This is a genomic window from Streptomyces sp. NPDC018263 (genome assembly GCF_055562575.1).
On the sequence record NZ_JBVHFA010000008.1, the window covers coordinates 439069 to 460793 of the forward strand.

The 21725-nt window shown below is 73.5% G+C and carries 18 protein-coding genes; 12 read left to right on the plus strand and 6 right to left on the minus strand.

Features of this window, described 5'->3' with window-relative positions:
* Window positions 1-16 precede the first annotated feature (16 nt).
* The 6 genes from mmsB to ACZ3HQ_RS24915 all read left to right on the plus strand — a co-directional run bounded on the left by mmsB (window position 17) and on the right by ACZ3HQ_RS24915 (window position 9596).
* A complete protein-coding gene (gene mmsB / locus ACZ3HQ_RS24890; protein ID WP_467514142.1) occupies window positions 17-1249 on the plus strand; it encodes a multiple monosaccharide ABC transporter permease in 1233 nt (410 codons plus the stop codon).
* Window positions 1250-1369: 120 nt separating this feature from the next.
* A complete protein-coding gene (locus tag ACZ3HQ_RS24895) occupies window positions 1370-3043 on the plus strand; it encodes a pyridoxal phosphate-dependent aminotransferase (RefSeq protein WP_467514143.1) in 1674 nt (557 codons plus the stop codon).
* A 244-nt stretch (window positions 3044-3287) separates the two neighbouring features.
* Complete coding sequence (locus ACZ3HQ_RS24900) at window positions 3288-6257, plus strand: beta-galactosidase (protein WP_467514145.1); 2970 nt, start codon at window positions 3288-3290, stop codon at window positions 6255-6257.
* A gap of 129 nt (window positions 6258-6386) precedes the next feature.
* Entirely contained in the window at window positions 6387-6983 is a 597-nt protein-coding gene (locus ACZ3HQ_RS24905) for a toxin-antitoxin system, toxin component family protein (RefSeq protein ID WP_467514146.1), read from the plus strand.
* Between the two features lie 11 nt (window positions 6984-6994).
* Window positions 6995-8209 (plus strand): MAB_1171c family putative transporter, encoded by a 1215-nt coding sequence (locus ACZ3HQ_RS24910; protein WP_467514199.1) that lies wholly within the window; start codon window positions 6995-6997, stop codon window positions 8207-8209.
* The gene (locus ACZ3HQ_RS24915; protein ID WP_467514148.1) at window positions 8202-9596 is read left to right on the plus strand and encodes an FAD-dependent monooxygenase; all 1395 of its coding nucleotides are present in this window, start codon (window positions 8202-8204) and stop codon (window positions 9594-9596) included. Before ACZ3HQ_RS24910 ends, ACZ3HQ_RS24915 begins: the two co-directional genes overlap by 8 nt.
* A 35-nt stretch (window positions 9597-9631) precedes the next feature.
* Here the strand turns inward: ACZ3HQ_RS24915 and ACZ3HQ_RS24920 are convergent, their stop codons facing one another.
* Both ACZ3HQ_RS24920 and ACZ3HQ_RS24925 read right to left on the minus strand, forming a co-directional pair.
* Window positions 9632-10477 carry an SMP-30/gluconolactonase/LRE family protein gene (locus ACZ3HQ_RS24920; protein ID WP_467514149.1) on the minus strand — a complete coding sequence of 282 codons (846 nt, stop codon included), beginning with the start codon at window positions 10475-10477 and terminating at the stop codon, window positions 9632-9634.
* Window positions 10474-11247 carry an IclR family transcriptional regulator gene (locus ACZ3HQ_RS24925; RefSeq protein WP_467514151.1) on the minus strand — a complete coding sequence of 258 codons (774 nt, stop codon included), beginning with the start codon at window positions 11245-11247 and terminating at the stop codon, window positions 10474-10476. The genes ACZ3HQ_RS24920 and ACZ3HQ_RS24925 overlap by 4 nt, the downstream gene beginning before the upstream one ends.
* Window positions 11248-11385: 138 nt before the next feature.
* Here ACZ3HQ_RS24925 and ACZ3HQ_RS24930 point away from each other — a divergent pair, with 138 nt between their 5' ends.
* Entirely contained in the window at window positions 11386-11943 is a 558-nt protein-coding gene (locus ACZ3HQ_RS24930) for a hypothetical protein (RefSeq protein ID WP_467514152.1), read from the plus strand.
* A gap of 3 nt (window positions 11944-11946) precedes the next feature.
* Here the strand turns inward: ACZ3HQ_RS24930 and ACZ3HQ_RS24935 are convergent, their stop codons facing one another.
* Entirely contained in the window at window positions 11947-12825 is an 879-nt protein-coding gene (locus ACZ3HQ_RS24935; protein ID WP_467514153.1) for an ATP-grasp domain-containing protein, read from the minus strand.
* 180 nt (window positions 12826-13005) lie between these two features.
* Here ACZ3HQ_RS24935 and ACZ3HQ_RS24940 point away from each other — a divergent pair, with 180 nt between their 5' ends.
* The 4 genes from ACZ3HQ_RS24940 (at window position 13006) to ACZ3HQ_RS24955 (ending at window position 18054) form a co-directional block, all read left to right on the plus strand.
* Window positions 13006-14067, plus strand: coding sequence for a MerR family transcriptional regulator (locus ACZ3HQ_RS24940; RefSeq protein WP_467514154.1), 1062 nt, complete (start codon window positions 13006-13008; stop codon window positions 14065-14067).
* A 37-nt stretch (window positions 14068-14104) separates the two neighbouring features.
* Window positions 14105-15571 carry an acyl-CoA synthetase gene (locus ACZ3HQ_RS24945; protein ID WP_467514155.1) on the plus strand — a complete coding sequence of 489 codons (1467 nt, stop codon included), beginning with the start codon at window positions 14105-14107 and terminating at the stop codon, window positions 15569-15571.
* Window positions 15572-15782: 211 nt separating this feature from the next.
* Window positions 15783-16820, plus strand: a complete 1038-nt coding sequence (locus tag ACZ3HQ_RS24950) for a rod shape-determining protein (RefSeq protein WP_467514156.1) — start codon at window positions 15783-15785, stop codon at window positions 16818-16820.
* A 406-nt stretch (window positions 16821-17226) separates the two neighbouring features.
* Complete coding sequence (locus ACZ3HQ_RS24955) at window positions 17227-18054, plus strand: glycoside hydrolase domain-containing protein (protein WP_467514157.1); 828 nt, start codon at window positions 17227-17229, stop codon at window positions 18052-18054.
* A 61-nt stretch (window positions 18055-18115) separates the two neighbouring features.
* Here ACZ3HQ_RS24955 and ACZ3HQ_RS24960 read toward each other — a convergent pair whose 3' ends face one another.
* From ACZ3HQ_RS24960 to ACZ3HQ_RS24970, 3 genes are all read right to left on the minus strand, one after another.
* A complete protein-coding gene (locus tag ACZ3HQ_RS24960) occupies window positions 18116-18652 on the minus strand; it encodes a DoxX family protein (protein ID WP_467514158.1) in 537 nt (178 codons plus the stop codon).
* Window positions 18653-18742: 90 nt separating this feature from the next.
* The gene (locus ACZ3HQ_RS24965; RefSeq protein WP_467514160.1) at window positions 18743-20281 is read right to left on the minus strand and encodes an N-acetylmuramoyl-L-alanine amidase; all 1539 of its coding nucleotides are present in this window, start codon (window positions 20279-20281) and stop codon (window positions 18743-18745) included.
* Window positions 20282-20388: 107 nt separating this feature from the next.
* Window positions 20389-20817 carry a type II toxin-antitoxin system Rv0910 family toxin gene (locus ACZ3HQ_RS24970; RefSeq protein ID WP_467514161.1) on the minus strand — a complete coding sequence of 143 codons (429 nt, stop codon included), beginning with the start codon at window positions 20815-20817 and terminating at the stop codon, window positions 20389-20391.
* A gap of 358 nt (window positions 20818-21175) precedes the next feature.
* On the opposite strand from ACZ3HQ_RS24970, the gene ACZ3HQ_RS24975 reads away from it, so the two are divergent.
* A complete protein-coding gene (locus ACZ3HQ_RS24975) occupies window positions 21176-21700 on the plus strand; it encodes a Clp protease N-terminal domain-containing protein (protein ID WP_467514163.1) in 525 nt (174 codons plus the stop codon).
* Window positions 21701-21725 lie beyond the last annotated feature (25 nt).

The window sequence follows — 21725 nt, forward strand, 5'->3', positions numbered from 1 at the left end:
ACGAAGAGGTGACGCCATGAGCGCGGACGTGACGGCCCCGGCCCCGCCGGAGCGCGGCGGGCCGCCCGCCGGGCCGGGCGTGCTCCGGCTGATGCTGGACGGCCTGCGCCGCAACATGCGCCAGTACGGGATGGTCATCGCGCTCGGTCTGATCGTGGTGCTGTTCGCGGTGTGGACCGACGGCGACCTGCTGCTGCCGCGCAACGTGTCCAACCTGGTACTGCAGAACAGCTACATCCTGGTACTGGCGATCGGGATGATGATGGTGATCATCTCGGGGCACATCGATCTGTCGGTGGGCTCGCTGACCGCGTTCGTCGGGGCGTTCCTGGCGGTGCTGAACGTACGGCACGACGTGCCCTGGCCGCTGGCACTGGCGCTGTGTCTGCTGGTGGGCGCGGCGGCGGGGGCGGTACAGGGATATCTGATCGCCTATCTCGGCATCCCGTCGTTCATCGTGACGCTCGCCGGGATGCTGCTGTTCCGGGGGCTGACGGAGATCCTGCTGGAGGGGCAGACCCTGGGGCCATTCCCGGAGGGGCTCCAGAAGATCGGCAACGGCTTCCTGCCCGCGTTCGGCCCCGACACCGACTATCACAACCCGACCCTGCTGCTCGGACTGCTGCTGATCGCGGCCGTGGTCTGGCAGGAGGTCCAAGGCAGGCGCAGACAGCGGGAGTTCGCGCTCCAGGTGCCTCCGCTGCGGCTCTTCGCGCTGAAACTGGCCGCGCTGGTCGCCGCGATCCTCGCCCTGACCCTGCTGCTCGCCAGCTACAAGGGCGCCCCGATCATCCTGATCGCCCTCGGCGCGCTGGTCGTCGGCTACGGCTATGTCATGCGCAACGCGGTCTTCGGCCGGCATGTGTACGCGATCGGCGGCAACCTGCCCGCGGCGAAGCTGTCCGGGGTGAAGGACAAGAAGGTCACCTTCCTGGTCTTCCTCAACATGGGCGTCCTCGCGGCGCTGGCCGGGCTGGTGGTCGCCGCCCGGCTGAACGCGGCCTCGCCGAAGGCGGGCGTCAACTTCGAACTGGAGGCCATCGCCTCGTCGTTCATCGGTGGCGCGTCCATGAGCGGCGGGGTCGGCACGGTGCTCGGCGCGATCATCGGCGGGCTCGTGCTCGGGGTGCTGAACAACGGGATGAACCTGCTGAGCGTCGGCACCGACTGGCAGCAGGTGATCAAGGGGCTGGCGCTGCTGCTGGCGGTCGGCTTCGACGTGTGGAACAAGCGCAGGTCGGGGGCGTGAGGGGCGTACGCCGGGTGAAGCAGGTCACAGCGAGGGCGAGTTGAACGCCACCCCGGAGTCCTCCGTATGGATGGGTGGCCCGCGTTCCCCCGCGCGGGCCACCCTTCGACGGAGGTCCCCTTGCCTGACAACGTCACCTCGTTGTTCCGCAGCACCGCCGCGCACAGCCCTTCGATGGCGGCGCTGGTGCGGGAGAGCGACGGTGCGGGTCCGGTGGACTTCTGCATCCCCTGCAACCCCTACTTCCCTACGCCGGCGATGTTCGAGGAGATGGCGTCGCGGCTGCGCGAGATCATCACGTACTACCCGAGCAGTGCCGACACCATCACGGCCGAGCTGTGCCAGTTGCTCCAACTGCCCCCGCAGTGCGTGGCGATGGGGAACGGGTCGACCGAGCTGATCACCTGGATCGACCATCTGCTGGTCCGCGAGTCGCTCGCGGTGCCGGTGCCCACGTTCGGCCGCTGGACCGACCAGCCGATGGAGACGGGCAAGCGGGTCGACATGTTCCCGCTCCAGGAAGCCAACGGCTTCGCGCTGGACCTCGGCCGGTACGCCGAGTTCATCCGGGCGCGGGGCACTCGGGTGGCCGTCATCTGCAACCCCAACAACCCCGACGGGGGCTTCGTGTCCCGGCAGTCGGTGGTGCAGTTCATGGACGCGATGGCCGACCTGGACCTGGTGGTGATCGACGAGTCGTTCCTGGAGTTCGCGGACGCGGAGTCGGAGCCGAGCGTCGTGCAGGAGGCGATCCTCAGACCCAACGTGATCGTGCTGCGCAGCCTCGGCAAGAACTTCGGGCTGCACGGCATCCGGTTCGGCTATCTGGTGGCCAACCCGGGACTGGCGAACAAGGTCCGCTCGATGCTGCCCAAGTGGAACCTCAACTCCTTCGCGGAGTACGTGGTGTTCATGCTGAAGCAGCACGGCACCGAGTACGCGAGGAGCCTGCTCCAGGTGCGGCGCGACCGGCTGGAGATGGCCGGCCAGTTGTCGGCGCTGCCGGGGCTGACCGTCTATCCCTCGCAGGGCAACTTCCTCTTCGTGCGCCTCCCGCTGGGCGCCGAGGGCACCGTGGTCCGGGACCGGCTGCTCACCGAGCACCGGATTCTGGTCCGCGAGTGCGGTAACAAGATCGGTTCGTCCAGCCGCTTCCTGCGGCTCGTGGTGCGCCCCGAGACCGACGTCCACCGTCTGGTGGCCGGTCTGGAGCAGGTGCTCTACGAGCCCGCCGTGCCCGAGCTGGGCTACAGCTCGGGCACGGCGGCGGTGGACCGGCTGGTCGGCGAGACGAACGGCGCGGGAGCCCGGCTCACCGCCTCTTCCGGCTCCCCCGTCATCGCCGCCGCCCTGGCCGCCGGTACCGGCATGCCGCTCCCCGCCGCCACACCCCCACAGGGCGGCGGGATACCGGTACCGGCGGCCCCCACCCCCCAGCCGGCGCCGCCGCAGCAGGTTCCCCAGCGAGCCCCCGCCCCGCAGCAGCCCGCGCCCGTGGCACCCCCGGCACCGATGGCGCCCCCGCCGTACCCCGCACCGGCCGCCGCTGCCGTCGTCCCCACCCCCATGGCCGCCCCCGTCCCCAGCCAGGCTCCCGCCCCCGCCGCCGCCCTGGGCCCCACCCCGCCCGGCGTCCCCGCACGCGGGGGCCTCACGGCCGCGCAGGTACGCGGAATGACCGCCCCGGGCACCCCGGCCACCCCCGACTTCGCCCCGGCCTCCCCCTCCGGCTGGCCCAACGCCCAGAGCTGGCCCAACGCGGCGGGCGCGGGAGTGCCGGGGCCGGTGGGCTGAGGCCGGACGGCGGGCCGGCGCGCGGGCGCGGCGTCCGGTTCCCGGTATCCGGACGCGTCCAGACCCGCGTACGCCTGTGCGAGCGCCCCGTACCCCCCGCGATTCCCGCACGCCTCACCCCAGCGCCATCCCCCCGTACCGGGTGATTCACCCGCGCCGGAGCCCCCTTGGTCCGGCGGGAGCTGACGCGGCGTGGACAATGGCGGGACCCACGGTTCTTATGGGGTCCGACCGGAGGACGACCTTGGCGCTCAGCAGACGTACTTTCAGTGCCCTGACCGGCTGTGCCGCGCTCGGCTTCGCCATGGGGGGCAGCGGGGGGCCGGGAGCGCCCTCGGCCTTCGCGGCGAGGGGAGTGCCGACCGGGCCGCCGCCCGCGCCGCCGCGTGCGGACGGGCGGCGGCACACCGTGGGGTACGACCCGTACTCGCTGCTGGTGGACGGGCGGCGGCTGGTGGTGTGGTCGGGCGAGATGCACCCCTTCCGGCTGCCGAGCCCGTCCCTGTGGCGGGACGTGCTGCAGAAGATGCGGGCGCACGGCTTCAACGCGGTCAGCGTGTACGTCGCCTGGAACTACCACTCCCCCGCCCCCGGCCGCTTCGACTTCACCGGCGTCCGGGACCTGGACCTGTTCCTGCGCACGGCCGCCGAGACCGGTCTGTACGTCATCCTGCGCCCCGGCCCGTACATCAACGCCGAGGTCGACGGGGGAGGTTTCCCCGGCTGGCTGACGGTGACCAAGGGCACCGCGCGCACCGCCGATCCCACCTATCTGCGGCACGTCGACGCGTGGCTGACGCAGGTCGACCGCATCGCCCGCAGGCACCTGTACACCCAGGGCCGGGGCACGGTCCTGCTGTACCAACTGGAGAACGAGTACGACTCCCACGTCACCGAGCCGACGGGCCGGGCGTACATGTCCCACCTGTACAGGAAGGTGCGGGCGGACGGCATCGACGTACCCCTGTTCCACAACGACAAGGGCCGCAACGGCTACTGGGCGCCGGGCTCCTTCGACACCGGTGGTGAGGAGGGGGGTTACCTGTACGGCTTCGACGGCTACCCGTCGCCCTCCCAGAACCCGCCGGACTGGGGGAAGTTCGGCAAGGGCGGCCCGACCGGAGGGTCCACCGCCTCGCCGAACACCCCTGGTTTCACACCGGAGTTCGGCGGCGGCTGGTTCGACCCGTGGGGCGGGGCCTGGTTCGACGGCAAGGGGTACCCGGAGGCGCGCCGCACCCGTGACTCGGCCTACGAGCGCCGCTTCTACCTGACCAACCTCGCCAACGGCCTCACCCTGCACAACGTCTACATGACGTTCGGCGGCACCAGTTGGGGCTGGCTGCCCGCGCCGGTGGTCTACACGTCGTACGACTACGGCGCGGCCATCGACGAGGCCCGCAACGTCACCGCGAAGATGGCGCCGATGCACCAGCTCGGCCATCTCCTCCAGCGCGTACCGGACTTCGCCCGGCTGGACCGGGCGGCGGACGTGACGGTGGCGGGGCTGAAGGTCTACCACCTGGCCAACCCGGACACCGGCGCGCATGTGTACGTCACCCGCAACGACGGCACGAAGCCGGTCACCGCCGAGCTGCCGACGAACACCGGGAAGCTGCGGATCACCGTGCCCGCCCGCGACGCCCGCATGCTGGCGACCGGACTGCGCCTCGGCAAGCGGAAGATGAGGCACAGCACGGCGCAGCCCGTGATGAGCGTGACCGCCGGCGCACGGGACGTCGCCGTGTTCGCGGGCCGCCGGGGCGACATGGCGGACCTGGTGCTGGACTGCCCGCAGGAGCCGGACGTCACCCGGCTCGACCCGGAGGCCGGCTGGGCGTACGAGGGCGGGGAGCTGCACGTCAGCGCCCCGCTCGGGGAGGCCGGGCTGAGCCGGGTGCTGGTCACCGGCGGCGAGACCGAGACCCCACTGGTGCTGCTCTTCGCGGACGACGACACCTCGATGCGCATCTTCCCGTACGACACCCCCGCCGGGACCCTGGTGGTGTACGGCCCCTCGCTGCTGCGACACGCCGAGGTGCACGGCTCGGAGGTGCGGCTCACCGGTGACCTGGACGGCGAGTCGGTGATGGAGGTGTGGGGCCCGCGCGGCGTCGACACCCTGGTGTGGAACGGGCGCCGGGTGCCCACCCGGACCACCCTCTCCGGCAGCCTCATGACCACCGCCCCGCTGCCCGGGGTGCCCGAGGTGCACCTGCCGGAGCTGACCGGCTGGCGCATGCGCACCGAGAACCCGGAGGCGGGCCCCAACTTCGACGACTCCACCTGGCGCCGGGCGAACCGCACATCCTCGTACAGCACCACACCGGTACCCAAGGGCGGCCCGGTGCTGTTCGCGGACGACTACGGCTTCCACTACGGGGATGTCTGGTACCGGGGTACGTATCGCGGCGGTACCGGGATCGAGTCGGTCTCGCTCGCCTACAGTTCCGGTACCCAGGGGCTGCTGATGGCCTGGCTGGACGGGGAGCCGCTGGGCACCCACCGGCTGCCGGTGCCGGACAGGACGACCACGATCCGCAAGGGCACGTGGGAGGCGACGGCCACGTTCCCGGTCCGCCCGGAACTGCGCTCGCCGGGCCGCCATGTGCTGTCGGTCCTGGTACGGCGCATGCAGCACGACCAGGACGGCAAGGGCGACGACACCCACAAGGCGGCACGCGGTCTGACCTCGGTGTCCTTCACGGGGGCGGCGCCCAGGGTGTCCTGGCGGCTCCAGGGCGAGCGGGCCCTGGACCCGGTACGCGGGCCGCTGAACACCGGTGGGCTGTACGGGGAGCGGGAGGGCTGGCACCTGCCCGGCCTGCGCGACCGGGACTGGGAGCCGGTGACCTTCCCGAGGGAGGAGCGGCGCCAGGGCGTCACCTGGTACCGCACCACCTTCCGGCTGTCGGTGCCGGGCGACGTGGACGCCTCGGTGGGGCTGCGACTGGAGGACGACCCGTACCGGGCCTACCGGGCGCAGATCTTCCTCAACGGCTGGAACATGGGGCAGTACATCAACAACGTGGGTCCGCAGCACACCTTCGTGCTGCCGAACGGGATTCTGCGCACACGTGGCACCAACACACTGGCGCTGGCGGTGCTGTCGGAGTTCACCACACTGTCCGGGCCGGGCAAGGTGAGCCTGACCCTCATGGGCGCCGCCGCGGGCGGCCTCCCGGTGACTCCGGTGCCCTCCCCCGGCCACTGAAGGGCCGTACGCGCACGGGTGGTTCTCGGTTGAACCATCCCCGCTGATCCGCATGACGTGGACACACCCGTGCGCGTACGCTCGGACGGTCCGGCGACGGCGCCGGGGCGAAGGAGGAGAGGGCGGCACATGCTCAGCGCGGACGCACGAGCGCGAGCGGCACGACTGGCCGCCCGGCTGCGCCCCTCCCGTCCGGCCCACGCGATGCGCACCCTGGCCAGGGAACTCGCCGCCGACGTGGCCCGTTTGCCGCAGCCTCCGACCGATGTGCGCGGGGTGTGCCGTGCCCTGTGTGCGGCCATGAGCGCGCGGCGGGGCAGCCGGCCGGTGGAGCTGCGGTTCGAGCGCTTCCCCGACGAGATCGAGGTCACCGGGCTGTGGGTGGAGTTCCAGGACTTCGACCTGGTCATCGTGGAGGAGCGGGCCGAGGCCGTGCAGCAACTGGTCATCCTGGGGCATGAGTTGTGGCATCTGCACGCCGGACACCGGCACCACCCGCCCCTCGGCCCGGCGACCCTGGCGCTCGCGGACGGGTCCGGCTGGGAGGGCACCGCGCTGACGGTGGCCGCCCGTGACGGCTCCCGCGAGGCCGACGAGGCCGCCGCCGAGGACTTCGGCCACCGCCTGGCCACCCTGTTCCGCTCCCGGCTGGGGCGCCCTGCCGAGCCCTTGGACCTCGTGCAGCGCTCCCTCGGCTATCGCGGCCGGGGCGGGGCCGCGCGGTGAGCGCAGCGGTCATGGAGCCCGCCGCCACCCTGCGGGACTTCTCGATCTCCTTCTGGATTCCGACGGCGGTGCTGGGCATCGCCCTGGTGATCAAGCTGCCCACGATCATCCGGCTGTGGCGGGACCCGCTGTTGCGCGCGGTCGGCGGTCTGCTGCTGCTGGCCTGCGGTGTCTTCGTGTTCTGCTCGCCGTCCACCATCGCCCGGCTGAACCGGCTGACCGGGGTTCCCAACATCTCGGCGCCCTGGTGCTATTCGCTGCTCACCGCGTTCTGCGGCTCCTGTCTGCTGCTGATCATCACCTGGCGCAACGGCCCCGACCGCTCGGCGGTCACCCGCCGGGCCCGGCGCTGGGTGGTGTCGGTGTACAGCGGGGTGATCGCCGTGCTGTGGGTGCTGTTCCTGCTGGCCGACGTGCCGGTGGAGCGGCTGCGGGACCTGGACACCTACTACGCCACCACTCCGTTCATGCGCGAGGAGATCCTGCTCTACCTCGGCGCACACGCCCTGGCCTGCCTGATCACGGCCCGGCTGCTGTGGAACTGGGTGCGCGTGGAGGGGCTGGACGCCTGGCTGCGCTGGGGGCTGAAGCTGCTCGGCGCGGGCTACGTGCTCAACCTGATCTTCGACGCGGTCAAGCTGGTCGCCGTCGGCGCGCGCTGGGCGGGCGGTGACCTGGACTGGCTGAGCACCGACCTCGCGCCGCCGATCGCCGCGCTGTCGGCCATCCTGATCGCGGTCGGCTTCATCCTGCCGCACGCCGGCCAGTACGCGAGCGACCGCTGGCGGGTCCGCCTCGCCCACCGCCAACTGCGCCCGCTGTACGTGCTGATGCGCACGTCGGCCGGTGAGGGCGTGCCGTTCGTGCTGCGGGCGACACCGGAGCTGCGGCTGACCCGGCGCGAGACGTTCATCCGGGACGTGCTGCTGCCGCTGGCCCGGCACCTCGACACCGCCCTGGGCGCCCGCGCGTACGAGGCCGCCCTCGGTCTCGGCCACCCGCCGGAGCGGGCGCGGGCGCTGGCCTCGGCGGTGACCATCCTGGACGCGGTCGAGGCGAAGGCCCGGATGCCCGAGCCGCCCGCGACGGCGGTCGCACCGGACACCACCGACCTGCTCCGGGAGATCGGGCCCGTCTCCCGTGCCCTCAGGAGTCCCGACGAGATCGCGGCGGTCCGTGCCCGTGCGGCCGCCGATTCAGCAGAGAGCGTTGCCGCACATGAGTGAAGTGAAGACCACGGCCGTCGTGCTCGGCGGTTCCCTGGCCGGCATGCTCGCGGCCCGCGCCCTGGCCGCGACGGGCGCCCGCGTCACGGTGGTGGAGCGGGACGCGCTGCCCGCCGGGCCCGAGCCGCGCAAGGGGCTCCCGCAGGCCCGCCACGTCCACCAGTTGTGGTCGGGCGGCGCCCGCGCGCTGGAGGAGCTGCTGCCGGGCGCGCGGGCGGCGCTGGGCGCGGCCGGGGTGCGCCAGGTGCCGGTGACCACGGACATGGTGGTGCTGTCGGCGCACGGCTGGTACCGGCGCTGGCCGGAGTCGGCGTTCATGCTGCCGGCCGGGCGGGACCTGCTGGACTGGGTGGTCCGGGACCTGGTGCGGGCGGACGGCGCGATCGAGCTGCTGGACCGCGCCGAGGCCCTCGGCCTCACCGGCACCGGCCAGGCGGTGACCGGGGTACGGGTGCGCGCCGACGGCACCGAACACACCCTGGAGGCCGACCTGGTGGTGGACGCCACCGGGCGCGGCTCCCGCGCCGCCCACTGGCTGGCGGGGCTGGGGCTGCCCGAGCCGGAGCGCCGGGAGGTCGATTCCAAACTGACGTACGCCAGCCGGCTCTTCCGGGCGCCGGAGGGGGCGCGGGACGGTTTCCCGGTGGTCAACGTCGAGCCGGATCAACGGGGTTCGCGCATCGGACGCGGCGGGGTGCTGCTGCCGGTGGAGGACGGCAAGTGGCTCGTCACGCTGATCGGCGCCCGTGCCGACGAACCCCCGTCCACCGGGGCCGAGTTCCTCCGCTATGCGCACGAGGAGCTGCGGCACCCGCTGATCGGGGAACTGCTCACCCACGCCGAACCGCTGACGGACGTCACGGTCACCCGTACGACCGCCAACCGGCGCCTGTTCTATGAGCGGTTGCCCGAGTGGCCCGACGGCTTCGTCGTCCTCGGGGACGCCCTGTGCGCGCTCAACCCGGTGTACGGGCACGGCATGTCGGTGGCGGCCCGGTCGGCGCTGGCCCTGCGGGACACGGTGCTCCGGCGGGGCGGGCTCGGTGCGCCCGGCCTGGCCCGGCGGGCGCAGCGGGCGGTGGGCCGTACGGTGCGGACCGCGTGGGACCTGGCGATCGGCGCCGATGTGTTCTACCCCGGCGCCACCCCGACCGGCCCCACGGTCCGGGACCGGCTGGTCGCCGCGTACGTCGGCCGGCTGCTGTTCACCGCGACCGGCAACGGCCGGGTCGCGCGCCGGGTGACCGACGTGACCTCGCTGGAGACGGGCGCGGAGGCGCTGCTCGCGCCGCGCATGCTGCTGGCGGCCGCCGTGGGCCCGCTGCGCCCGCCGCTGCCGGGACCGCCGCTGACGGCGGAGGAACGAAAGGCAGCGGGGCTCACCTAGGGGGTGTCTCCCCGCTCTTCGCGGACCCGCGCCCCCTAGCCCGCGAACGGCGGCTGCGGCAGCCCCTCCCCCGCGCCCGGCACCACCAGCACCGAGCCCGACAGGGGCGTGGGCGCGGTGAGGCCGACGCAGGCGGTGGTGACGTACAGGTCGGTCAGGCCGGGGCCGCCGAACGTACAGGCCGTGGTGCGCGGGACGGGCAGCCGGATCTCCCGGTCCAGGGTGCCGGAGGGGGTGTAGCGGCGGACCGCTCCGCCGTCCCACAGGGCCACCCAGACGCAGCCGGCCGCGTCGACCGTCAGCCCGTCCGGGAAACCCGCGCCGTCCTCGACGACGGCCAGGGTGCGCCGGTTGCGGACGCCCGTGCCGTCATGGTCGAAGACGTCGACACGCCGGGTGGGGCTGTCGACGTAGTACATCAGGGTGCCGTCCGGGCTCCAGCCGATGCCGTTGCTCACGGTGACGTCGGTGAGGATGGCCTCGGCGGAGCCGTCGCCGGTCAGGCGGGTCAGGGTGCCGCCGCCGGGGGCCTCGTCGTAGCGCATGGTGCCGGCCCAGAGGGAGCCGTCGGGGGCGACGGCCGCGTCGTTGGCGCGGCGGCCGGGCACCGGGTCGCGGTGCAGCCAGCGGAAGGCGCCGTCGGGGTCGAGCAGCGCGACGCCGTCGCGCAGGTTGAGCACCAGGCCGCCGTGCGCGCGGGGTTTGGCGGCGCCGACGTGCTGGCCGGTGGTGCGGACCGTGCGGCGGCCGGCGGCGGGGTCGTAGGTGTGGACGCGGCTGCCCAGCACGTCCACCCAGAGCAGGCGGCCGGTGGCCGGGTCCCAGGTGGGGCCCTCGCCCAGTTCGGCCCGGGCCGCGACGGCGACCTCGTAGCCGCTCACGCCGCCTCCCGGTGGCCGAGGCGCCCGGAGAGTTCGGCGGCGCCCCGGACGGCGAGCGCCTCCAGCTCGGTACGGCGTTCCTCGCTCCAGCGGACCGTGGGCACCGAGATGGACAGCGCGGCGACGACCCGCCCGGTGCGGTCGCGGACCGGGGCGGCCACGCAGCTCACGTCGGGGTTGGACTCCCGCCGCTCCACCGCGACGCCCCGGCGCCGGATCTCCGCGAGGGCGTCGCGCAGTTCGCCGGGGTCGGTGAGGCTGTCCGGGGTCATCGCGGCCAGTTCGGCGCCGTCGGGGACGCGTGCGGCCAGCTCCTGCGCGGGCAGCGAGGCCAGCAGCATCTTGCCGACGGCCGTGCAGTGCGCGGGCAGCCGGCGCCCGGCCGCGGAGACCATGCGGACCGCGTGCGTGGAGTCGACCTTGGCGATGTAGATGACGTCCGTGTCCTCCAGCAGCGCCACATGAACCGTCTCGTCACAGGTCTCGGCGACCCCGCGGGCCACCTCCCGGCCCTCGGTGGCGAGGTCGAGCTGCTCGGCGTAGCGGCTGCCGAGCTGGTACGGGCGCACGCCGAGCCGGTACCTGCCGGGCTGTCCTGGTACCGGTACCAGGTAGGAGCGGGCGGTGAGGGTGGTGACCAGCTCGTGCACGGTGGTGCGCGGGAGGCCGAGTCTGCGCACGATGTCCGGCGCGGAGAGGGTGCCGTCCCCGTCGAGGAACAGCTCCAGGATGTCGAAGGCCCGCGTCACGGCGGGCACGAGGCGTCCCACGTGCGGTCTCCTTGCCGGCTCTACGGGCGCGGCGGCCCGTGTTCGATACCCCGACCGGTGACCGGTGGGGCGAACACAGGCTAGTCAGCGCGGGTCGCGCGGGCAACGGTCGCCCGCCTGCCGGGCACCATGTAAGACATGGCGATCGACTTCTCCCTGGTGCTGCTGCGCCGCATGGCCGACCACAACCCGGAGCTGGCCGAGGACGCCCGCAGGCGGCTCGGCGCCTCCGCGACCGAGATGCGGGAGGCCAACAAGCACTGGCAGGCGATGGCCCGTTCACCCAGGTCACGCCCGGCCGTGTCCCGGTACCGGGCGGTGCTGGGCGAGCCGGAGTCGGTCGAGCCGCGCCGGGTCGGCGACCTGGAGTGCGAGGCGTGGCGGTGGGCGCTGCCGCTCTGGCCGGACCTGCGCTTCGAGCTGCTGGCCGGTCCGGGCGGGGCGGTCCTCGCCGAGTGGCTGGTGCGTGCCCCGGACGCCCCCGCGCCCGAGCTGACCACGCTGGAGGACCTCACTCCCTGGTCCTGCACCCTCGACGAGGTCGCCCGCGCCTTCGCCCCGGCCCGCCCGGTCCAGGGCACCGCCCCGAGCCGCCAGGCACTGGCCTTCACCGCGCCGGACCGGGACGGCGTACGGCACGAGATGGCCGCCGAGTTCACCTGGGGACTGCTCCAGCGCACGGCCCTGCGGAACTGAGCCTCAACTTCCCTTCGCAGCCTCGATGATGAACTGGGCGATCCGGGGCCGGGACTCGGGGTGCAGTTCGAGGAAGAGGTTGGGCTCGATGAGTTCCAGCTCCAGCACGCAGGGTTGTCCGTCCTCGCCGTCTATGAGGTCGACCCGGCCGTAGAGCAGCCGCTCGGCGCCGCCGGGTACGGCCGCCAACGCCCGCCCGGCCACGTCCAGTTCGGCGGCGGTCGGCTGCCACTTCTCCAGCCTCGGATGGGCGGTCTTCTCGGCGTCGAAGGGGGTGCCGGAGACGAGGACGGCGCCCTTGCGGCTGGCGTGCAGCAGGCTCCCGCGGAAGAAGTGCAGGGCCCGCTCGCCGTGTTGATCGACGCCGCGCATGTACGGCTGCACCATCGCGGTCAGGCCCTCGGCGTGCATGTGCGCCAACTGCCGTACCGCAAGCTCGCGTTCCTCGGGGGTGTACCGGGCCGCGTACCGGGCTCCCGCGCCCGAGGCGGGCTTGATCACGTACTCGTGCCCGGCCGGCAGGTCCGGCTCGGCGCCGGGCGGGAGGTAGCGGGTGGGGACCGTCGGCACACCGGCCGACGCCAGATCGCCCAGGTAGCGCTTGTCGATGTTCCAGCACACCACGTCGGCCGGGTTGAGCAGCCGGGTGAGCGCGTCGACCCGGTCCACCCAGGCCAGGAACGCGGCGGTGCGCCAGGGGTAGTCCCAGGTGGAGCGGATGAGGACGAGGTCGTAGCCGGCCCAGTCGGCGTCCGGGTCGTCCCAGAACCGGGCCTCCGCGTCGGCGCCCGCCGCCCGCAACTCCGCGACGAGACCGGCCAGGTCGGGGTCCTTGCTGGGCGCGGTGCCGGGGTCGTAGGTGGCGAGGGCGATACGCGGCACGGTGGGCTCCCTGGTCGTTGCGCGGGCTCGGCGATCGCGAGGCTAGCAACCGCCCCGGAACCGCCACACCCCTGTTGACCTTCCCCTTCGGTGAAGCCCCAGCATCGGTGGCGAAGCGAGGAACTGGTTCTTCACGAAGGGAATCCAGATGACCCAGCTCCCGGCGGAGCCGGAATACACATGGACCTGCTGACCATCGGCGCGTTCGCCAAAGCCTCCGGGCTCTCCCCCAAGGCCCTGCGGCTCTACGGCGAGCTGGACCTGCTGCGCCCCGCCCGCGTCGACCCGTACACCGGCTACCGCTACTACGCCGTCGCCCAGTTGGAGCGGGCGAGGCTGGTGGCGTGGCTGCGGCGGCTCGGCATGCCGCTGGCCGAGATCCGCGCGGTGAGCGCCCTGACCGGGGCGGACGCGGCGCGGGAGGTCCGGGCGTACTGGGCGCGCGTCGAGGCGGAGACGGCCGTGCGGCGGGATCTCGCCGCGTTCCTCGTGGACCAGTTGACCGAGACACCACCGGGAGAGGAACCCACCATGCTGGAACTGCGCTGCGCCGCCCACACCGACCGGGGGCACGTCCGCCCCGCCAACCAGGACACCGTCTACGCCGGCCGCAGGCTGCTCGCCGTGGCCGACGGCTTCGGCTCGGCGGGCGCTCCCGCCAGCGGGGCCGCCGTCCAGGCGCTGCGGTTCCTGGACGAGGAGGACGGGCCGCGACCGGGCAACGTGCTCAACCTGCTGGCCGACGCCGTGCGGGGCGCGGGCGATGCCGTACGGGATGTCACGGAGGGGGCCGAGGACGCGGGCACCACGCTGACCGCGTTGCTGTGGACGGGGTCGCGGCTGGCCCTGGTGCACATCGGGGACACGCGGGCCTATCTGCTCCGCGAGGGCGGCCTGTTCCGCATCACCCACGACCACAGCGTGGTCCAGTCCCTGCTGGACGAGGGCCGGCTGACCCCGGCCGAGGCCGAGAGCCACCCGCAGCGGTCGCTGCTGCTGAAGGTCCTCGGCGCCGACCCGGACCCGGACCTCCGGCTGCACGAGGTACTCCCCGGCGACCGCTACCTGCTCTGCTCGGACGGCCTCACCGGCGTCGTCCCCGACGCCCGCATCAGGGAGCTGCTCGCCGCCGCCCCGGACCCGGAGACGGCCGTACGGTCGCTGGTCGACGCGGCCAACGCGGCGGGCGGGCCGGACAACGTGAGCTGCGTGGTCGGGGACGTGGTGCCGCCCGTGGGGTAGGAAGGTGCTGTCGTACCCGGCAGCGAAGGAGTCCCGCGTGTCCTCCCTGTTCCCCGCCCTGACGGACCCCCGGACGGCCGGAAGGACCGCGCTGCGCTTCGGCGCCCGGTCACTGTCGTACGCGGAACTCGCCTCCGCCGCCGGGGCGGTGGCCGGGCGGCTCGTGGGCCTCGGCCGGGTCGCGGTGTGGGCGACGCCCGAGCTGGAGACCGCCGTGGCGGTGACCGGGGCACTGCTCGCCGGGACGGCCGCCGTGCCGCTCAACCCCAAGTCGGGCGACGGGGAGTTGGCGCACATCCTCGCCGACAGCGACCCGGCACTGGTGCTCACCGCGCCCGGCGCCGAACTCCCCCCGGTGCTGGCCGGCCTGCCCCGGCTGGAGGTCTCCGGCACCGGGCCGGTGCCCGAGGACACCTACGCCGACGAGGACCCGGCGCTGATCGTCTACACCTCCGGCACCACCGGCCCGCCCAAGGGTGCCGTCGTCCCGCGCCGGGCGCTCGCGTCGACCCTGGACGCGCTGGCCGACGCCTGGCGGTGGACCGGGGACGACGTGCTGGTGCACGGGCTGCCCCTGTTCCATGTGCACGGGCTCGTGCTGGGCGTCCTCGGCCCGCTCCGGCGCGGCGGCTCGGTGCGCCACCTGGGCCGGTTCTCCCCCGAGGGCGTGGCCCGCGAGCTGAACGACGGCGCGACCATGGTGTTCGGCGTACCCACGATGTACCACCGGCTGGCCGAGGCCCTCCCGTCCGACCCGGAGCTGGCGAAGGCGCTCGGCCGGGCCCGGCTGCTGGTGTCGGGCTCGGCCGCGCTGCCCGTGCACGACCACGAGCGGATCGCGGCGGCGACCGGGCGCCGGGTGATCGAGCGGTACGGCATGACGGAGACCTTGATGAACACCTCCGTACGCGTCGACGGCGAGGCCCGCGCAGGCACGGTCGGCGTACCGCTGCCCGGGGTGGAGCTGCGGCTGGTGGAGGAGGACGGCAGCGAGATGACCGCGCGGGACGGGGAGAGCGTGGGCGAGATCCAGGTGCGCGGCCCGAACCTGTTCACCGGGTATCTGAACCGGCCCGACGCGACCGGGGCCGCGTTCACCGCCGACGGCTGGTTCCGCACCGGGGACGTGGCCGTGCGCGAGGCCGACGGGTACGTACGGATCGTCGGCCGGAAGGCCACCGACTTGATCAAGAGCGGGGGTTACAAGATCGGGGCGGACGAGATCGAGAACGCGCTGCTGGAGCACCCGGCGGTCGCGGAGGCGGCCGTCACCGGGGAGCCGGACGCGGACCTGGGCGAGCGTGTGGTGGCCTGGGTGGTGCCGTCGGACCCCGAAAGCCCGCCCGTTCTAGCCGAGTTGGCCGGTCATGTGGCCGCCCGGCTGGCCCCGCACAAGCGGCCCCGCGTACTGCACCTGCTGCCGGCGCTCCCCCGCAACGACATGGGCAAGATCATGAAGCGGGCGCTGACACCCCCGGAACCGCTGACACCTCCGGCCCCCTGACACCTCCGGCCCCCTGACACCCCGGACTCGCTGACACCCCCGGCCCCCGAGGGCCAGCCCGACACGGCACAGTGCCGCCGAAACCCCCCATTCAGCGGCGCCCCGCCCGGCCCCCTCCAGAAGGCACCCGCGCCGGTGCCCGCGCAGGATTCCAGTGAGGCCCGCCGTACCGGCGGCCCGCCCATGGTCAGCGCACTCGGGAGGAACTGCCGTGACCGTCAGCCTGGAGCAGTTGAGCCGCTGCCACTTCGCCGTCGACCTGGGCGCGGCCCGCACCCGCGTCTATGTGAAGGGCGCCGGACTCGTCGTCGACCAGCCCTCGGTGGCGGCCGTGAACACCCGTACCGGCGCGCTCATCGCGGTCGGTGACTTCGCGGAGCAGATGACCGGGCGCACCCCGCAGTACATCCGGGTGGTGCGGCCGGTGTCCGGTGGCACGGTGGTCGACATCGAGATGGCGCAGCGCATGCTGCGGCACCTGATCGGCGACCGGATGCGCCGCGCCCTGCGCCGCAAGCCCCGGCTGCGCGCGGCGGCCTGCACCCCGCACGAGGCGGACCCGCTGGCCCGCAGGGCGACGATCGAGACGCTGGTCGGGCTCGGGGCGCGCCGAGTTGAGCTGGTGGACACCCTGATCGCGGCGGCCGTCGGCTGCGGGCTCCCGGTGGAACACCCCGAGGCCACCATGATCATGGTGTGCGGGGCGGCGGCCACCCAGGTCGCGGTGCTGTCGCTGGGCTCGATCGTCACCGCCGAGCGGATTCCGGTGGGCGGTGAGGCGGTGGACCGGGCGATCGTGCAACACCTGCGGCACGAGCACGAGTTGATGCTGCCCAGCCAGTCGGTGCGCCCGCTGCAGATCGCCCTGTCGGACAACGGCCTGACCCCGCAGGGCCCGGCGTCCACCGAGATCCACGGCCGGGACGTGGCCACGGGCCTGGCCCGCAGCGTACGGGTGGACACCGCCGCGATGCGCGACGCGATCCACACCCCGCTGCTGGCCGTGCTCGACGGCATCGGCAAGGTGCTGCGGGACTGCCCGCCCGACCTGGTGGCCGACCTGGTGGACCGGGGCATCATGATGGTCGGCGGCACCGCGCTGCTGCCGGGCCTGGACCAGATGCTCCAGGAGGCCATCGGCATCCCGGTGCACATCGCGGAACGCCCCGACATCTGTGCCGTGCAGGGCCTGGGCGAGATGGTGGAGGGGCGGATCGCCCCCCTGGTCCTGGCCCCGCTGGCCGCCTGAGACCCGCGCCGGGGTCTCAGTACGGCAGAACGCGCCCCGACGGCGTCCTGCGGTCGATCTCCTGGCCCCGCGGAGCCGCTGGCCGACGACTGACCCGCACTCGAATCTGACGCTCCACGTCACCCTCCTCCCCACCGACACCGAACACCGGTAGGAGGACGGTGCCCAGAACGCGACCGCCCCAAGCCCGCCCGGCGAAAAGAATGCGATCACCCCGTTCCCCGGCCCCATCGCCGGGGCACCGGCACACCGGGCACACAAACCCCGCGCACACCCCGTGCATTAGAGTGCTCTCACTTCGTACGCCCGCGGGCCCGCGACCGGGCGACCGCCGTACCGGAGGTCACGTCGTCCGCCCCGAGCCGCGCCGTCCGCGCGCCGTGGGGCATGAGCATCTGGGGTGGGGATGTCCAGCCATCGGCTGTCCAAGAAGAGTCGTTACATCGCCTGGGCCACCGCCGGTGCCGCGGTCGTCGCCGGGGCCGGCTTCGCCGCACAGGCGTCCAGCGCGGCCACCGTCTGGCCCGCGCAGAAGACGTTCACCGGCCGCGCCTTCGACACCTGCACCGCGCCGTCCGCCGCCGCGATGAAGGCGTGGAAGACCGGCTTCTACGGCGCCGCCGCCGTCTACATCGGCGGCAAGAACCGCGGCTGCGCCCAGCCGAACCTCACCGCGTCCTGGGTGAAGACGGTCAACTCCCAGGGCTGGAAGCTGATCCCGCTCTACGTCGGCGCCCAGCCGCCCTGCCAGAAGAGCGCCAACCCGGAGAAGATGACCACCACCAACGCGGCCTCGCTCGGCGTGACGGACGCCAAGGACGCGGTGGCCAAGGCGTCCGCGCTCGGCATGAAGGCGGGCAGCGCGATCTACCTCGACATGGAGCCGTACGACACCGCGGACAAGGCGTGCAACACCGCCGTGCTGACGTACGTCCGTTCCTTCACCAAGACGCTGCGCGGCAACGTCTACCGGGCGGGCTACTACGGCTTCACCAGCTCCAGCGCGAAGGCCGTGGCGACGGCGACCGACAAGACCGATCTGCCGGGCAACCTCTGGTACGCGCTGTGGGACCAGCAGAACACCACCACGGCCGACTGGCCCTGGGACCCCAAGGCGTTCACCAACCACAGCCGCGCGCACCAGTACATGGTCAACAGCAAGGAGTCGCGCGGCGGTTACACGATCACGGTGGACCGCAACGCGTGGGACGCCCCGGTGGCCATCGTCGGCTAGCCACGCCTGGTGAGCCGCCGTACGCGACCGGTCACGTACGGCGGCAACTCAACCGTGCCGCCTAGAGGTTGAGCGTGATCGCGGCCCCGATGCCGCCCAGGCCGAGGGCGACGGCGGCCGGCCACCAGCCGCCCCGGCCCCAGGGGAAGAACCGGTCGAGGGCCAGCCGGCCGGGGCCGATGGCGGCGACGCCCAGGGCGACCACGGCGATGCAGACGTTGTACTCCACCCCGCCGTCCGACGCCCACAGGCCGCCCGGGCCGGTGACCAGCGCCATCGCGTTGATCATGACTCCGATCAGTGCGGCTGCGGCCAGCGGGGTCAGCAGGCCGACGGCCAGACCGAGCCCGCCGACCAGCTCGGACAGCCCGCCGATGGCGGCGAAGACCTTCCCCGGCCGGTAACCGAGGCTCTCGAACCCCTTGCCGGTCGCGGTCAGCCCCTGGCCGCCGAAGATCCCGAACAGTTTCTGCGCCCCGTGGCCCGCCATCAGCAGACCGAAGGTGAGTCTGATGAGCAGCAGCCCCCAGTCGGCGGCGGAACCGAGGGCGGGACGGTCCGTGGCACGGTCGGGTCGGTAGGTGCGCGTAGTGGTCATGGGCGATGCTCCGAAGGCCCCCCACCTGGATCGGAAGGTCCTGGATCGGAAGGTACGGGCGGCTCCCCCCGCACGGTTCTTCCCAGGCTATTAGCGTCCGGCCTGCAGCGCGCCCCAGGTGGCCGGTCCGACCTGGCCGTCGACGCCGAGCGAGCGGCTGGTCTGGTAGTCCCGCACGGCCTGCTCGGTGCCCGGGCCGAAGTCGCCGTCGGCCGTGACCGTCCGCCCGAGCGCGGCGGTCAGGGCCCGCTGGAGCCGCTGGACGGCGGCGCCGGTGCTGCCCTGGCTGAGCGCGGGCGTGGTGCCGGCCGAGAGCAGCGCGGTCCAGGTACGGGCGCCCACCACCCCGTCGGCGCCGAGTCCGCGGGCCTGCTGGAAGGCGGTGACGGCCGAGGTGGTCTTCGTGCCGAAGCTGCCGTCGACGGTGCCCGCGTCGAAGCCCTGCGCGTTGAGCAGCGACTGCGCGGCCGACACCTGGGCGCCGGTGGAGCCGGAGCGCAGGGTGTCGTACGACGGGAAGCTGAGCTGGACCTCGCCGCCGCCGGTGCTGCCGCCGACCAACCGCATGTAGTAGGTCCAGTCCCAGTTCGGACCGGGGTCGGTGTGGTCGTTGCCGGGCACCTCGGAGTGGCCGACGATGTGCGCGCGGTCCTTGGGGATGCCGTAGCGGGCGCAGATGGAGGCGGTCAGCGCGGCGGAGGAGCGGTACATCGCGTCGGTGAACCAGCTCGGGTTGTCGATGTACCCCTCGTGCTCGATGCCGACGCCGCCGGCGTTCCCGGAGCGGGCGTGCCAGGCGGTGTCCTTCTCGCGGACCGTCTGGGTGATCTGGCCGTCCGAGGAGCGCACCACGTAGTGCGCGCTGACCTGCGCCGACGGGTTCTGGAACCAACTGATGGTCCCGGCGTACGAGCCCTGGGTGACGTGGATGACGACCTTGCTGATCGCCGCGGTGCGCCCGACGGCGTAGTTGGCCGGGTTGGCCGGGACCCAGAGGGCGGAGGGGTAGTCGGGGCTCTGCGCGGCCGGGGCGAGGCTGCCGCGCTCGGGGGCGACCTTCCGGGCGGGCAGGGTCAGCTTCTCGCCGCCCTCGGCGCGGGCGGTGACGCCCTTGGCCAGGAAGGTGTACACGGTGTCGGCGTAGAGCCGGGCGGTGGCGGGGTCGGTGGCGCCGCCGTACCGGGCGAGGAGCGGGTACCAGGTGTCGGTGTCGCGCCGCTCGGCCGCGCTCAGTCCGGCGTGGTCGGCGTAGGAGCGCAGGACGGCGGCGCCGCCCCGGATGTTCGCGGCGGTGTCGGTGCGCAGTTCGCGTGCGGTGTCGCCGGTCAGCCGGGACGCCAGCTCCAGGGTGTGCCGGCCGGGGTTGCTGACCAGGTGCATCACGCCGTAGCCGCCCGCCTGGCTGGGCAGGCCGTGGTGGCCGTCGAGGTGGGTCTCGCTGTAGCCGACGGCGATCAGGAGGTCGCGCGGGACGCCGTACTCGGCCGCCGCGCCGCTGAAGGCGTGGGCGACGGGGCCCTCGGCTCTGGCGGTCCGGGGTGCGGCACTGACGGGCTGCACGGCGGCGGCGATGACGGCCAGGGTGCCGAGGCCGGCGAGGGCCGCGCGGCCCAGGGGTATGCGGGGCATGGGGGGGGGGACCTTCCGGGTGGGGACGCTTCCGGTGGGGGTGTGCGGGGGGCGGGGGCCCCGGGGGGGGAGCGCGGGGGGGCCCCTCGCCGTACGGAACGCTGCGGTCAGGCGACCAGGCCGGCGAGCTTGCGCAGTGACTCGGTCAGGGCCGCCGTCGCCGAGTCCTTGAGCCTGCCCGCCATGAGGGAGACGGCCGCACCCGTGAACTCCCCGTCGATCCGCACGGTGGTGGCCCCGCCGTCGGCGGTGAGGGAGTAGCGCGTGCCGACGACGACGCCCATCGGGCCCTTGCCGCGGATGGCGAGGACCCGCGCCGTCTCCAGCTCCTCCACCGTCCAGGTCACCTCGGCGGGGAAGCCCATGAGCTTCATGTTCTCCGCGAAGGTGGCGCCGGCCTCCAGGGTGGCCGGGCCACCGTCGGGGAAGTTGGTGTGGGTGGCGTTCCACTCGCCGTACGACGTGAAGTCGGTGAGCTGTGCCCACACCTTCTCGGCCGGTGCCTCGATCCGTGCCTCCGCGCTGACTTCGGCCATGGGACCACCCCTTCACGCGTACCAGTCCGGCTTTCGGTGTCGCGGAACGTAGCCGCAGCGGCGTGAACATTCAATACTGATGAACCGTCAGTTCTCGGCTCCTGTCCTCGGCCCGACGGATCCGCGCGACGCAAGGCGGCGCGCGCCCCCGAGGGCGGACTCGCGCGATCTCATCCGCAAGGAGGAGGAACCGGCCGCCCGTCCCCAACCCCGGTGGGACGCGCACATGCTTCTCGCCGGGGATGTCCCGCGCCTCCGCGGCTGATGAGGTGGAAGGGTGCAAGCTCCCGGCCCTCTCGACCCCGCTCCCCGCGGCCCCGTGCCCGGCCGTCCCGTTCCCCCCTCGGGCCGCGCCCCCGTGCCCCGGGTGCCCCGGCCGCTCCCCGCGGCGCGCCGCGCCGAGCCGGAGGACCGGCTGACCGTGGAGCTGATGACAGCGCTGGCCGGCGCTCGGCGCCGGGCCCTGCGGGACGGCGACCGGCAGATCGACACCGCCCACCTCCTGCACTCCCTCGTCGAGGCCGACCCCGAGGTCGCCGCCGCCTTCGACGGCGGGCAGCGCGCCCGGGTGCTCGGCTACCTCGTCCAGCGCTCCATCGGCTACGGGCTGCGCTGGCAGCGCTCCGTCGAGGACACCGGCTCCGCCCTCCCCGTGCTGCGCGGCTCCGAGAACGCCGCCGGCTGGTCGCCCGCGGCCGCCACCGCCCTCGCGGGCGCCTTCGAACGGGCCGCGCACCGCGGGGACCCGCGGGTCCGCGGTCTGGACCTGCTCGCGGGGCTCGCCGCCGACCCCGGGAACCGGGCCGCCGAAGTGCTCCGCAGGGCGGGGGTCGACGGGCCCGCCCTGACCAGCCGGATCGAGGCGCCGTCTCAACAGGTGTAACGGGGTATACGCTCCTGACCGCGCC